Below are 13,394 nucleotides of genomic sequence, written 5' to 3'. Positions count from 1 at the left end.
TGTGATGTTCTCCAAGTCATGACCACCACCGATGCACCCGCCTTGACCGTCTACTCCACCACGTGGTGCGGCTACTGCAAGCGTCTGAAGAAGCAGCTCGACGAGAACGGCATCGCCTACACCGAGATCGACATCGAGGCCGATCCCTCGGCAGCGGAATTCGTCGGCAGTGTCAACGACGGCAACCACATCGTGCCGACCGTCAAGTACGCAGACGGCACCACCGCCACCAACCCGCCGCTGTCGGCGGTCAAGCGCGCGCTCGGTCTGTAACAGCCCGGATCAGCCCCGGGCCCATCCTTCGAGCATGCCCCGGGCAATGGAGATCGAGCCCGGCAGCAGCAGAGGCACCTCGTCGGCCGACGCCCAGTCGCCGGCCTCGAGTGCGTTCCGCACCTCGTCGCGAGTGAACCATCGCGCCTCGCCGATCTCGCCGTCCCGGAATTCCAGGGGCTGAGCGGGGTCGGCGACGGCCGCGAACCCGAGCATCAACGACCGCGGAAACGGCCACGGCTGGCTTCCGAGGTAGCGGATGTCACGCACGTCGACGCCGACTTCTTCGCGGATCTCCCGCACCACACACGATTCCAGCGATTCGCCCGCCTCCACGAATCCTGCCAGGACGGAGAAGCGCCGCTCCGGCCACACGGGTTGACGCCCGAGCAGCACCCTGTCGCCGCCGTCGTGCACCAGGCAGATGACCGCCGGGTCCGTGCGCGGGAATTCCTCGTGCCCGGTCTCGGAACTGATCCGCGACCATCCGGACATGGTGGGTTCGGTGACGGAACCGTCGACCGCGCTGAACCCTGCCCGGTCGTGCCAGTTGAGCAAGGCCACCGCACTCACCATCAGGTCCGCGTCCGCGTCGTCGAGTGCGTCGCCGACCTTGCGCAGGTCCGCAACCTCTCCCGTCTGTGCGAGTACGCGGACGGCCCACACGTGCCGCTCGTCGCGCACACCGAGAAACACCGCCCCGGGGGCCGGCTCGGGGCCGAGTTCCGCGGCGGCACGGAACACCAGTGCCCCGTCCGCCACGGGCACCTGTCCCCGTCGGTCCACCTTCAGGAGTTTCGCGTCCGCCCACCCCGCCCGCAGCGCGTCCTCGTCGGAGCGAAGCTCTTCGGCGCGCTCGACGACGGTGCGCGACAGGAGTGGGGTACCGGACAGAGAGAAACTGGTCACTTCGAGCACACTAGCCGCGCATCGCGCCCGGCTGCGTGCCCACGAGCCGGATGTAGAGCAGCTTGTCGCCGGCCTCCACCGCATCCACCTCGGGCGAGCCGATCCGCCACATCCGGCCGTCGCGCACCACGGCAAGGACGATGTCCTTGAGGTGTCGCGGCGAACCGCCGATCTCCGACGGTTCCACGTCACGTTCGGCGATGGCGAATCCGGCTTCGGGGGTGAGCAGGTCCTCGATCATCTCGACCACGTTGGGTGTCGTCGTAGCGATACCCAGCAGGCGGCCCGCGGTCTCGGAGGAGATGACCACCGAGTCGGCACCGGACTGCCGTAGCAGGTGCGTGTTCTCGGACTCGCGGATCGCGGCGACGATCTTGGCTTTGGGGGCGATCTCGCGGGCACTCAGAGTCACCAGCACCGCGGTGTCGTCGCGGTTCGCGGCGACGATGACAGCGGCGGCGTGCTGCACACCCGCGAGGCGGAGAACGTCCGACTTGGTCGCCGAACCCTGGACCGTCACCAACCCCTGCCCGGCCGCGGATTCCAGGACGACGGGATCGGTGTCCACCACCACGATGTCGGATGGGGCGACACCGTCGCCCAGCATGGCGTCGACGGCGGTACGGCCCTTGGTGCCGTAGCCGATGACGACGGTGTGATTACGCACGCGGCGCCTCCATCGTTGGATCTTGAATGCTTGTCGTGAACTCGCGGTCAGAGCCGACAACGTCGTTCCGACCAGCACGATCAGGAAGAACACCCGCAGCGGGGTGATCACGAGAACGTTGATCAGGCGCGCTTCGGGTGTGAAGGGAGTGATGTCGCCGTACCCGGTGGTCGACAGCGACACGGTCGCGTAATAGAGGCAGTCCAGCAACGACAACGCGTTGCCTTGGGCGTCGCGGTACCCGTCGCGGTCGAGGTAGACGACCACCACCGCGAACAGCAGCGCCGCGAAGGCGTAACCGATGCGACGCGCAATCGCGATTCCGGGACTCGTCTGCTCTTCCGGCACCCGGAGGACGCCCACCAAAGCGAAGTCCGGACGCTCGGTGAGCTGATCGGAGCGACTGAACCTCGCACGCAATCTACCGGGCATCGTGCCTACTCCACCTCGTCTCGGTCCCCAGGGGGGACCTCACTTACACCGTAGCGATGCCGGACGGCCATCGATTCCGGATCGCAGCCTACGCGCCGCCCGCTACTGTGGCGCCCATGTCCACCCAACCGTCCCGACGACCGGCGTTGCGGCTCGCCGCATTGCTCCTCGGCGCAGGCACGATGCACTTCGTCCGACCGCAACCCTTCGACGGCATCGTCCCCCGCGCGCTGCCCGGTTCCGCCCGCACCTACACCTACGTCTCGGGAGTCGCCGAGCTCGGGGTCGGGCTCGCGCTCGTGGTGCCGCGTACCCGCCGGACGGGTGGCGCGCTGGCTGCTGCGCTGTTTCTCGCGGTGTTCCCTGCGAACGCGCAGATGGCCGTCACGTGGCTGCGCAGCGACCGGATCTCACCGGTGGCAAAGGCCGTCGCGGTGGCACGACTGCCGCTGCAGATCCCTCTCGTCACCGCAGCCCTCGAGGTGCGTCGCCTCGCCCCGGGGGCTCACCGCCGCTGACCCCGTGCGCTACGGGCCGAGGAGGATGTCGACGAGTTCGGACGGGCGTGCAAGTGCCACAAGATGTCCCGAGTCGACGACCACCGGCTCGACACCGACGCGCGCACGGGACAGATCTGTCAGGAACGGGAGCGGGAACAGCCGGTCGCGTCGGCCTGCGACAACCCGCACCGGAACATCGGGCCACCGCTCGGCATCCCAGGACGGTTCGAACGCCGCGTCCGACAGGCGCGTCTCCTCGTGGGCGAACGCTTCCTCGGTGACGGCGTCCGGGATGTCGTGGAAGAACAACTCCCGTATGTCGAGTGGTGCATCGGGGTCCCGTCCGTCTACGACGGCTTGCTTCCGCTGAGCATCCTCGTGCCCGACGTCGCCCCACCACTGCGCCGGTGATTCGCCGGGCGCAGGGATCATCGGTGCCACCAGCACGAGTTCGTCCACAGCACACCGCTCTGCGACGCGAACGGCGGTGAACGCCGACATCGATTGGGCCACCACCACGAGGGGTCTGCGAGCGTCGCGGAGCGCCGCAACCACGAGGTCTGCGTACGAGTCCTGGTTCTCGTTGTCGTCGGCGTACGGGAGATCGACGGCGAGCGCGTCGTGCCCGCGTCCCTCGAGCATCGGCACCACCCGGTGCCAGTACCAGGAGTCCGACCCTGCTCCCGGCAACAGCACAAAGGTCGACACGGCCGCCCCTTTCCGTCGAACGGTGCCTACGAGCGTAACGGCGCGCGGGGGCCCCGCACAGCGGGTTTCACAGGCCGGCGGGTTTTCACGGGCCAGCGGGTTTTCACGGGCCTGAGCCTCGTGTCCACCTGATGCAGACCGCGGATGTGCCTCTGGTCTGCGCGTCATCGATGTGGCGCGTTACCAGTACTGGTGCTGGTGCCCGTCGGTGTCGGCAACGAAGACGATCGCGTCGGCGCGCTCCACGTCGGCCGGACTCAGCGGAATATGTCCTCGGACAATGGGTTCGCCCGTGCCGAGCGAGCGCGGAAGGGCAGCGTGCAAGGGTTTCGCAGGGAACAGGGCGCGCCGTGCGGTCGCCTCGGCGAGTGTGCCCTGAAGGGTGCCTGGACGGGGGTGCGGCCCGGCGTCCGCGGCAACGAACATGTAGCGCTCTCCGAGAGCAAAGCCGACGAGCGCACCGGCACTTGGCCATATCGCTCCCTCGTCGCCGTCCGGCATAGACGACTGCATCTGCTGGAGGTGGGCGTTGTGCGCAAACACCAGGCTCGGCCCACGGCCCTTCTCCTTGGACACGATCGCGAGAAGGTTCTCGGCCATCATGGCGGCGCGCAGGCCGAGCAGGGTGGCGATGCGGTCCGATGCGGTGTGGGCCATGGCCGCGTGGTAGCGAAGCAGACCCCGCGCGGTGTGCGCGTACGCGAGGGCATCGTCGTACGCCACCGGATCGGTGGGAGCGAGGACGGGCGCTGCGCGGCGCAGCACGCTGACGAGGTCGTCCGCGACCAGGCGCAGGGCGCGAGCACGCTCGGAGTCCCCGATGGACGCAGCCGGGTCGCGCATCGCGTCCGGGTTCGTCCAGTCCGCGTCGTCGCCGAGCAGTCCGTCGACGTCCCCGGCCGAGTCCGGATGCAGCGCAGCGGGCAGGTACTCCAGAACGACGGACAGTGCGTGTCGTGGGCTGGGTGCGCCGGAGAATTCCACCGGGGCGTCGAATCCGTAGAAGCGCACCCGATCCCGCGCGGGACGACCGGTGTTGTAACCGCGGAGCCATTCGACGAGTTCGCGGTTGCCGGGGACGCGGCCGAAACCATGACTGAAACCGCGCTCGAGGACATCGTCGATCTCCGTTGCCCCGCCCCCGACATAGTTGTCGACGACAGAAGCGGCGAGGACATCGGTCTCCAGCACGATCGAGCGGTATCCGCGTTCGACGAGGTGACAGAGAAGTTCGTTGCGCAGCAACGGGAATGCAGCGATTCCGTGGGTCGGCTCGCCGTGGGCGAGCAGGCTCGGGGGTTCCTGCCGCGTGGCAAGCAACTCGTCGAACGCGCTTCCCAGATCTCCGGGCGTGTCCAATTGCCGGCAGATCTCGGTCGGCGACGTGGTCGTAGACATGAATTCTCCTTCCGGGAAAACCTGCCTTCGACGCTATCGTTGAAGAATCGGGTGAAGGTTGTCTCCTATCGGCCCACGACAGGGAGATCCAAGCCTCAAACAAAGGAAATACGATGCGGCCCGTCGACCTCGCCCGCGAACACGGGTTGTCCGCACAGGCGATCCGCAATTACGACGATGCGGGCATCTTCCCGCCGACCGGGCGCACCGAGGCCGGCTACCGGTATTACACCCCTCTTCACGCGCAGGCTCTGCGGACCTTCCTCACGTTGCGGCGCGGACACGGGCACCGGCGAGCGACGGACATCATGCGTGCGGTCAATCGGCACGACACCGAGTCCGCCTACCGACTGATCGACGCGACACACGTCGAGGTGCTCGCCGAACGCGACACCCGAACAGAGGTCGCGACGGTTCTCGGTGGTCTCACCGCGACGGCACCTGCTTCCGTCCCGGGCCGGCCCCTCACGGTGGGCGAACTGGCACGAAGGCTCGGAGTTCACGCGGCGACGCTGCGGGCGTGGGAGTCCCAGGGAATCCTCCGGCCCGAACGCGATCGCGCGACCGGTTACCGCATGTTCGGTGCCGAGTCCGTGCACGACGCCGAGATCGCACGACAGTTGCGCCGGGGCGGCTACCCGCTGCGCCAGGTCGCCCGGTTCCTCGCATCGCTGCGCGACGCGGGCGGTGCGGACGCACTGAGCCGGTTCCTCGACTCCTGGCAGGCGCGGCTGGCTGTGCGCAGCCGGGACCTCCTTGCCGGCGCGGGGACACTCGACGCCTACCTGTCCCTCCTCGGCAACGCGGTCGATGGCTTTGGCGATCGTTGTACTCGTGCGGATCGTGGCGCGCTCGCTTGAGGCCGTCACCAGGCCGCTACGTCCGTACGGGTCGCACCGTCGCACCCGAGGTGCTGAGTATTCCGAGGGGTCGGATTGCGGCTTCTTCTCTCCGGGGGAGCATGGGCAGCGCTCGCGGTCTATCCACTCGTACTCCGGCTGCACAGGGAACAGTTGGGGCGCGGGGTGGACTTTCCATTGGAGTCGAGGTTGTCCCAGCGTTCGAAGCACGCCACGAGTTGGATGCACTTCTCAAGGTTCGAGCTGCAATTGCATGGGGCGCGGTTGTACTTCGCGGTGGCGCTGCGGTACGACTTCACCGTGGCCAGGAGCTTCGACGCCGGTCGAAGTGCGTGCGTTCCAGAACTAGCAAGTCGAACTCATCGGCGTACGCCTCGACCATGGCGCCACACCAGGCTGGCACCGAATACGCGAGAACTACTTCGAAGCAAGCACCGGTGCCGATATCGACCGAGTCCCCACCCCGAACATCGTCCGCTTCATGTGCATCTAGATAGGCTCGGAGCACGCGGCGAGGCTTCACTCCATTTCGTCTCGACCAATGTTTCTCGCCAGAGCAGCGATCTTCTCCGTAACTAGGGTCTTCGAGTCCACAAGATGGAAGCTGCTCGCTTTCCCGTTTCCGACAGCGATTCGCTGAACTGATTCGATAAGCGGATGTTCGAGCAAACTCAGAACACTCTCAATATCTTTCGGTGACGGCCGAGGGTCGATCTCGTCTCGGACGATCAGATAAATCTGGTCCGCCGATAGGGCGCCATGGGTGACCTCATCTGCTTGGCGTGATTCTTGATCGAGGACAGCGACGACGTGAGTCAACAACTCGATACGGCGTTCGGCCTGTGACCATCCGTTCTCCAAGGATTTCTTAGCCGTTGGACTCGGATCGACCAGGCCGAGGTAGGTGCTGGCCGATCGCGGTGTCTTTGCATGGCGGCGAAGGACCTGGACGAGTTGGTCCGTGGTTATCAGCTCGACTCCTGCTGATGCTGCACGGCTGCGGACTCGGCCGGCCTCGAAACTTGGTCCGACGAGGGCCACAAAGTTCGCTTCGTGGCTCTTCTTGTGCTCGGCGAGAGTGTCGAAGGACACCGCGTTCTCGTTCACGATTCCGCTCCGCGCAGCCTTGGCATCGATGATGACACGTACCGGCTTGAGATAAGGTCCGTCAACTGTGGCAATGACGTCGGTCTTCCCTCCCCCACCGATATGCCGAGTGTCAAACCCCAAGACTGCGAAGGCATCCGCGACAGCCCGTTCCAGTCGAACCGGGGCCTCGGCTGCAAGTGCCGCCGCTTGCAACTCCTGACACAGGATCTCGGTCTGTGAGGTCGACTCGCGAGAGTCGTCCCGAACCACGGCGACCGGGACGTCAGCATCGTGCGGTTCCTGAAGCGCGACATCGTGGACAATCCGTTCACCAAGGGGTGTCGCCTGGTAGCGCCAGTTCGCTCGCTCATAAATCAGTCCTGCGGCTTTGAGGATCTGGAGACGAGTTCGTATGCCACCTACGTCGACACGGCCAAATCCGTAGTGCTGATGCGCGGCTCTGGCGAGGTCGGGAGCCTTGTCGAATTCCGATAGGAGCGGGATAATTTCGAGAACGAATAGATATCTGGCATGAAAGATCAGGGTCAGGTTCAGAGCCGTCGACTCCTCGAGCCATGCCGAACCCTCTGGCGTCGGAGAATAGACGTTGAAACCGGTCTGCTCGATGAGCCCGGACAGGGTCAAAGTCGTCAACACTGCGGCGAAGGAGCTTTCTGCCACTCCGAACTTCTGCTGGGCAAACGACATGAGATCCTGTCGCGTGATGGTTGGCGAGCATGCGTTTACCAACAATGTCACTGATTGCACGATGTCGGTGTCGGTGGCGCCACGTGGAACGTATCCGAGTACCGCGCGTCGAGCGGCGAGCGCCTCGGGACTGAGCTCGTCGACAATGGCAGCGATGGCCGCAGGCGGTGCCGGTGTGTCGACCTCGACGGCCTGAGTCGCGGTGGGTGCCTCGGGGCCACCGAGTGCGAATCGATCGAGCCGGTCTCGGCCGGTGTCGGTGAGCCGGACCTGTGTGTTCGTCTTGTACTCGACCATTCCTGCACAGATGAACCAGCCCAGACGGCGCCGGACCTGGTCGAGGGTTGTCCAAGGCAGCTGGTATTTTTCAGCAGCGACCTCGGTCAGCTCACGTACTGTTCTCGGGCCGCCCGAAAGCTCGTATAGGAGTTCCCCTATCAGTCTGATGTGTCGGTGGAAGATCTTGATCAGGTCTACGGGGTCTCCGCTTTGTCGCCAGGCGCGGGCTTCCTCCGAGACGGCGTACTGATCCCGGTCCGCGCGGGTCAGGAGCCCTGAGGCGGTCAGGTTTCGTACTACCTCTCGAATCGGTCGCTCGACACCGTCTCCACGGTCGATGAGCGCTGCTGCGTATCCCCCATTGGCGTCGATTTGCTCTAGAAGGTGGTCCAGTAATTCCACTTGGCGGTCGCTGCCGCCGGGCAGATAGGGCATGGCTGAACTCCGGGACGCCCATGGTAGTGGAATTACCTGCTCAGTTGCGTGCTGACCCATTCGTGCCCCTAGATGATCTTCGCGTCACACGATTTCATTGTGCGGTGAGGTTATCTGCTGTCCGGCATCCCCGGCAGGGTCGTCCCCGGCACCCCGCACGAGCTGTTCCATCGCGGCCGCGCCGGGGAGATCTCCGGGTGCGACGGTGCGGCCCGTACGGACGTAGTGGAATGCCGCACGCACCTTGTTCAATGGAGGCTCGGCCGGTCGCCCGGTGATGCGTGTGATGCGGGCCGCCATGAGCTGCGCCCACGCCAGCCGATATGCGGCCAGCTGCAGACCGACCGACGCCAGTGCGTCCGCGTCGGGCTCGGCACCGGTCTTCCAGTCGATGACCGTCCAGCCTCCGTCGGGATCCTCGAACACCGCATCGATGCGACCACGGATGACGGTGCCGCCCAGCGACGTCTCGAACGGGACTTCCACCTCGACCGGGTTGCGGGCAGCCCACGGCGACCGCAGGAACGCCTCTTGCAGCCGCTCGAAGTGGGATTCGTCGCCGCCTTCGTCGTCGGCGCCGGGAAGTTCGTCGAGGTCGAGCAGACGCGTTGCGCCGAAACGGCGTTCGAGCCACGCGTGGAAGGCGGTACCCCGGCGCGCCAGCGGGTTCGGCCGGAACGGCAGCGGACGACGCAGACGTGCTGCCAGCGCCTCCGGGTCGGTCGCGAGGTCGACCAGTTGGCTGACCGACAGCTGGGCCGGGAGCATCACCTCGGCGGCCCGTTCGAACCGCTGTTCCCGTTCGGCGAGCAACGCATCGACGTCGGCTGCCCAGTCGTCCGGATCGTCCTCGCTGCTGCCGGGCGGATTCGGTTCGCCGGCGTCGAGTGCCGAGAGCACGAGCGCAGCTCCCCGCTGGACGTCGGCACGACGCGAACCGAGCGGGTCGCGAGGCCAGGTGGCACTGCGGGGTGACTCCGTCATGGGGTTGGCAGCACCGGGTTCTGGTGCCGGCTCCCACACCTCGATCGTCCCCAGTTCGCTTCGCGCCGAGACCAATTCGTGCATCTCCTCGAGGAACTCGGACGGGCCCTTCGGTTCGGCCCCCGTATCGCCCCAGTGGTGACCCGACACGAACAGGGCACGCTCGGTGCGGGTGAGCGCGACATAGAACAACCGGCGATCCTCGTCGAGCTTGCGACTCTTGAGGGCACCCTTGTGGCGGTCGATGGCGTTCTCGAGCATCTTGCGATCGAAGATGTCGTCGAGTTCGAGCACCGGCACCCCGTCGGTGCTCGACCCCGGATCGTCGCCCGGCATCGCGCGGTCGCCACGCAGCTGTGGGGGCAATTCGGTGACGGACCCCAGCCACGTCGCGGCGGCAGACGAGGACGGAAAGACGCCCGCGGTGACGTGCGGAACCGCCACGACCTCCCATTCGAGCCCCTTCGCCGAATGGACGGTGAGTATCTGCACCCGTTCGGGGTCGACTTCGACCTCACCCGGCGCGAGCCCCTTTTCGATCTCCTCCGCGGCCGCGAGGTAGCCGAGCAGTCCACCGAGGGTCGCGTGGGTGCGCGCCGCATACGACGCCACCACATCGGCGAACGCGTCGAGGTGCTCACGGCCGGCGATACCGCCGCGACCACCGACTCGCGCTTCCGCTTCGATACCGATTCCGAGGACCCGTTCGACCTCGGCAACGAGTTCGGTGAGCGGCTGGCCGAGACGCTCACGCAGCGAGGCGAGTTCGCGGGCCAGCGCGGTGATGCGCGCGAACCCGAATTCCGAGTACTGGCCCGGATCACCCGGATCGGAGATGGCGTCCGCCAGGCCCGCCTGGTCGGCGTATTCGCCGGGCAGCGAGGAATCGAGTGCCTCGTCGAGCGCATCGGGGTCGGTGACGGCACCGGCCACTCCGTAGCGACCGGCGATGGCGAGTGTCTGGGCGCGTCGCCACAGTGCCTTCAGATCGGCCGCGCCGATCTGCCACCGGGCACCGGTCAGCACACGCACGGCCGCACTGCCGGCCAGCGGGTCGGCCGCGAGCCGCAACATGGCGAGCAGGTCGGCGACCTCGGGCGTGTGCAACAAGCCCCCGATGCCGACGACCTCCACCGGCAGGTCGCGGGCACGCAGGGCTTCGGCGATCGGGGCGGCGTCGGCGTTGCGCCGCACCAGCACCGCTGCACTCGGCGGTGGTTTTCCGGCCTCGCGCGCGGCTGCGTACTCCGCGGCGATGCGGTCGGCGACCCAGTTACGCTCGGCGTCGATGTCGGTGTGCAGCGCCAACCGCACGTCGCCGGGCACGGCGTCGGGCCGGGGCCGCAGGCGGCTGACCGCCACGCCACGATCGCGCAGGGGTTCGGACGAGACGTTCGCGAGGTCCAGGGCTTCGGGAGGATTGCGCCAGCTGGTCAGCAGTTCGAGGGTGGGCGCGGGACGCCCGCCCGGCAACGCGAAGTCGGTGGCGAATCGCGGGAGGTTCGCCGCCGAGGCGCCGCGCCAGCCGTAGATCGACTGCATTGGGTCGCCCACGGCGGTGACCGCGAGATTCGGGTCCTGAGCACCTCCGAACAGCGATCCGAGCAGCACGCGCTGCGAGTGACCGGTGTCCTGGTATTCGTCGAGCAGCACGGCCCGGAACCGTTCGCGTTCCCCGGCGCCCACTTCGTAATGATCGCGGGCGACCCGCGCGGCGAGCGACATCTGACTGCCGAAGTCCAGGGCGCCTTCCCTGCGGAGGGTGTCGGACAGTCGCTGGACGAGCGGGAGCAACTGCAACCGGTCGTGCTGTGTCTCCAGGTATCCGAGAAGCGTTTTCGACGGTCCGCCGCGCTGGCCCGGCCCTGCCGGCAGCGTATGGATCAGCTTGTCGAGTTCGGTGTGCGCCTCGCGAAGGTCTTCCGGCTCGACGAGATGTTCGGCGAGCTGGCCGGACAGCGCGAGCACCGCCTCCGTCACCGACGCCGGGCTGCGGTCGGTATCGAGTTCGCCGTCCCACGCGCTGACGACCCGGTGGGCGACCTGCCACAATTCCGTTTCCGACAGGAGCGTTGCCGTCGGTTCGATCGGCAGCAGCAAGCCGTGCTCGCCGAGCAACCGGCCGGCGTACGCGTGGTAGGTACCCACCTCGGGCTCACCGGCGAGGATGCGGGCGCGCAGGCCTCCCTCCGGGTCCAGATCCCGGATCAGGGCCGAGCCTGCGAGTTTCGCGAGACGGGTTCGGATGCGGGCGGTGAGCTGTTGGGCGGCCTTGCGCGTGAAGGTCAGTCCCAGCACCTGTTCCGGTTCGACAAGCCCGTTGGCGACGAGCCACACCACCCGTGCGGCCATCGTCTCCGTCTTGCCTGCTCCGGCACCCGCCACGACGAGCACGGGCCCCATGGGCGCTTCGATGACGGCGGCCTGCTCGTCGGTCGGTGGATGTTGTCCGAGCGCCTCGGCCAGCCGGGCGGCACTCACTGCGGGGGTGGTCATCCGTCCGTCACCTGCCTTCCTTCGTCGTGGGCAGGGCAACTGGACAGCACCGGGCAATGCCGGCAGCCGTCGTTGACCTGCGCGAGGAACTGCGGTCCCTGCGTCGCCGCGGCCGCCTCGTGGATCACCTCGCGCCAGTGGGCGAGGCCCTCCTCGTCGAGGGGCGGCTGTAAACGCTGGGTCGCGCCTTCCTTGTTGTGAGGTTTGGCCACGAACACCAGCCGGGCACCGCCGGGCGGCGACGCCGGTTCCCCGTCGATCGCTCCGGCAGCAGCCGCCACCTGGTACGCGGCGAGCTGTGCGTGGTCGCGCGCGGCGTCCTTGGACACGGGGTTCTTCGCGGTCTTGACGTCGACGACGACGGGCCGGCCGTCGGGGTCGCGTTCGAGCCGGTCGATGCGACCTTTCAGCCGCACGCGCGGCAGGTCGTCGGAGGGGGGTTCGAGTATTCCGTCGACACTGACCTCGACGCCGATCTCGGTGAGGTCGTTGCGCGTGCCCTGCAGCCAGGTCGAGAACGTGTCGAGCATGCGGCGGGTGCGCTCGAGTTCACGTTTCGCATACCACTCGGACCCCAAATCGACTGAATCCCACGCCTTTTCGAGAGCCTGATCGATGCGCTCGGGCGGGATACGGCCGGCGAGGGCCTGCACGAGCGTGTGGACGAGCGTGCCGGTGACGGCGTGACTGTTCTCGCCGTCGGCACCTCCGTGCCGCTCGAACATCCATCGCAGCGGGCAGGTGACGAGTTGTTCGACGGTGGACGGCGACAACCGCACCGCGTCGTCGTCGGGATCCCACAACGGCGCCGCGGTACTGGGATCGGAAGTGCCGTACCACTCGTCGGGGTGGGCACCGCGCACGCCCGCGCGGGCGAGCCGGGCCAGTTGCGCGGCCGCCGTGCGCTGCCGCTCCGGTTCGTGTTCGGCAACCAGCGGATCGCACACCACGCTGCGCAGTTCGGCGACGAGCGCGGGCAACGCGAGCACCCGGATGCGCACCTCTTCGGGCAACTCGGGGTCGGGCACCGCATCGGAATCGTCGCCGCCGAGCAGTTCGTCGACGAACCGCGAACGTACGAGTTCGGTATCGCCGCTCACCGAATCGACCGCGGTGACCACCAGGTGTGTGCGGGCTCGGCTGCAGGCGACGAGGAACAGCCTGCGCTCGTCGGCGAGCAGTGGTGCCATGCGCGACAACCGCACCGACGCATGCTCGCCTCCGTCGGCACCCGACACCGCATCGATGAGCGATTCGATGCCGAGCAGCGTGCCCCGCGCCCGCAGACTCGGCCACAAGCCTTCCTGCACACCGGCGACCACGACGACATCCCATTCGCGCCCGGCGGCGGAATGCGCGCTGACCACCGTCACCGCTTCGGTCTCGGCGACCAACCGCGTGCGCACGGTGCCGGGAATCTCCTGCTCGGTCAGGTAATCCACGAATCCTGCGATCTGCGCGCGGGGTAGGCGGTCGACGTAGTCGGCGGCGGCGTCGAACAATGCCACGACAGCGTCGAGGTCGCGGGGGGGGGGGGGCCCCCCCCCCGCCCCCGGGGGCCCCCCCGCGCCCCTCGGCCCGGACGGCGGGATAGACGCACGAATGCACCGCCTCACCGTCGACGAGCACCGAGCACGCGCCACAGTCACCCGTGTC

The 13,394-nt window shown here is 67.4% G+C and carries 9 protein-coding genes and 1 pseudogene; 3 read left to right on the top strand and 7 right to left on the bottom strand.

Annotated features, from left to right (window positions below):
• Nucleotides 1-18 precede the first annotated feature (18 nt).
• Complete coding sequence (locus TVH25_RS11550; protein WP_169619724.1) at nt 19-273, top strand: mycoredoxin; 255 nt, start codon at nt 19-21, stop codon at nt 271-273.
• Nucleotides 274-282: 9 nt separating this feature from the next.
• On the opposite strand, the gene nudC is transcribed toward TVH25_RS11550, so the two are convergent.
• Nucleotides 283-1,182 (bottom strand): NAD(+) diphosphatase, encoded by a 900-nt coding sequence (gene nudC / locus TVH25_RS11545; protein ID WP_169619725.1) that lies wholly within the window; start codon nt 1,180-1,182, stop codon nt 283-285.
• Between the two features lie 10 nt (nt 1,183-1,192).
• Entirely contained in the window at nt 1,193-2,281 is a 1,089-nt protein-coding gene (locus tag TVH25_RS11540) for a potassium channel family protein (RefSeq protein WP_169619726.1), read from the bottom strand.
• 116 nt (nt 2,282-2,397) lie between these two features.
• Here TVH25_RS11540 and TVH25_RS11535 point away from each other — a divergent pair, with 116 nt between their 5' ends.
• Complete coding sequence (locus TVH25_RS11535; protein WP_378528816.1) at nt 2,398-2,799, top strand: DoxX family protein; 402 nt, start codon at nt 2,398-2,400, stop codon at nt 2,797-2,799.
• 9 nt (nt 2,800-2,808) lie between these two features.
• Here the strand turns inward: TVH25_RS11535 and TVH25_RS11530 are convergent, their stop codons facing one another.
• Nucleotides 2,809-3,489 (bottom strand): alpha/beta fold hydrolase, encoded by a 681-nt coding sequence (locus TVH25_RS11530; protein ID WP_422424211.1) that lies wholly within the window; start codon nt 3,487-3,489, stop codon nt 2,809-2,811.
• 180 nt (nt 3,490-3,669) lie between these two features.
• Nucleotides 3,670-4,887 carry an erythromycin esterase family protein gene (locus TVH25_RS11525; protein WP_422424210.1) on the bottom strand — a complete coding sequence of 406 codons (1,218 nt, stop codon included), beginning with the start codon at nt 4,885-4,887 and terminating at the stop codon, nt 3,670-3,672.
• A 113-nt stretch (nt 4,888-5,000) separates the two neighbouring features.
• On the opposite strand from TVH25_RS11525, the gene TVH25_RS11520 reads away from it, so the two are divergent.
• Nucleotides 5,001-5,747: a MerR family transcriptional regulator gene (locus TVH25_RS11520; protein WP_422424209.1), complete on the top strand. Its 747-nt coding sequence runs from the start codon at nt 5,001-5,003 to the stop codon at nt 5,745-5,747.
• Between the two features lie 519 nt (nt 5,748-6,266).
• Here TVH25_RS11520 and TVH25_RS11515 read toward each other — a convergent pair.
• The 3 genes and pseudogenes from TVH25_RS11515 to TVH25_RS11505 form a co-directional block, all read right to left on the bottom strand.
• Nucleotides 6,267-8,258, bottom strand: a complete 1,992-nt coding sequence (locus tag TVH25_RS11515) for a hypothetical protein (protein ID WP_422424208.1) — start codon at nt 8,256-8,258, stop codon at nt 6,267-6,269.
• Nucleotides 8,259-8,342: 84 nt separating this feature from the next.
• A complete protein-coding gene (locus TVH25_RS11510) occupies nt 8,343-11,738 on the bottom strand; it encodes an ATP-dependent helicase (RefSeq protein WP_422424207.1) in 3,396 nt (1,131 codons plus the stop codon).
• Nucleotides 11,735-13,303: pseudogene (locus TVH25_RS11505) on the bottom strand (PD-(D/E)XK nuclease family protein); the annotation flags it as partial. The gene TVH25_RS11510 and the pseudogene TVH25_RS11505, both read right to left, overlap by 4 nt.
• Nucleotides 13,304-13,394 lie beyond the last annotated feature (91 nt).

It is taken from the genome of Rhodococcus sp. 7Tela_A2 (genome assembly GCF_049311045.1).
Classification (GTDB): Bacteria; Actinomycetota; Actinomycetes; order Mycobacteriales; family Mycobacteriaceae; genus Rhodococcus.
This window is presented reverse-complemented; position numbering and strand designations above follow the sequence as displayed.

Bases quoted from the DNA above. Each gene is read 5' to 3' on its own strand.
- TVH25_RS11550 (WP_169619724.1), top strand. From the start codon at position 19: ATGACCACCACCGATGCACCCGCCTTGACCGTCTACTCCACCACGTGG.
- TVH25_RS11540 (WP_169619726.1), bottom strand. From the start codon at position 2,281: ATGCCCGGTAGATTGCGTGCGAGGTTCAGTCGCTCCGATCAGCTCACC.
- TVH25_RS11535 (WP_378528816.1), top strand. From the start codon at position 2,398: ATGTCCACCCAACCGTCCCGACGACCGGCGTTGCGGCTCGCCGCATTG.
- TVH25_RS11525 (WP_422424210.1), bottom strand. From the start codon at position 4,887: ATGTCTACGACCACGTCGCCGACCGAGATCTGCCGGCAATTGGACACG.
- TVH25_RS11520 (WP_422424209.1), top strand. From the start codon at position 5,001: ATGCGGCCCGTCGACCTCGCCCGCGAACACGGGTTGTCCGCACAGGCG.
- TVH25_RS11515 (WP_422424208.1), bottom strand. From the start codon at position 8,258: ATGCCCTATCTGCCCGGCGGCAGCGACCGCCAAGTGGAATTACTGGAC.
- TVH25_RS11510 (WP_422424207.1), bottom strand. From the start codon at position 11,738: ATGACCACCCCCGCAGTGAGTGCCGCCCGGCTGGCCGAGGCGCTCGGA.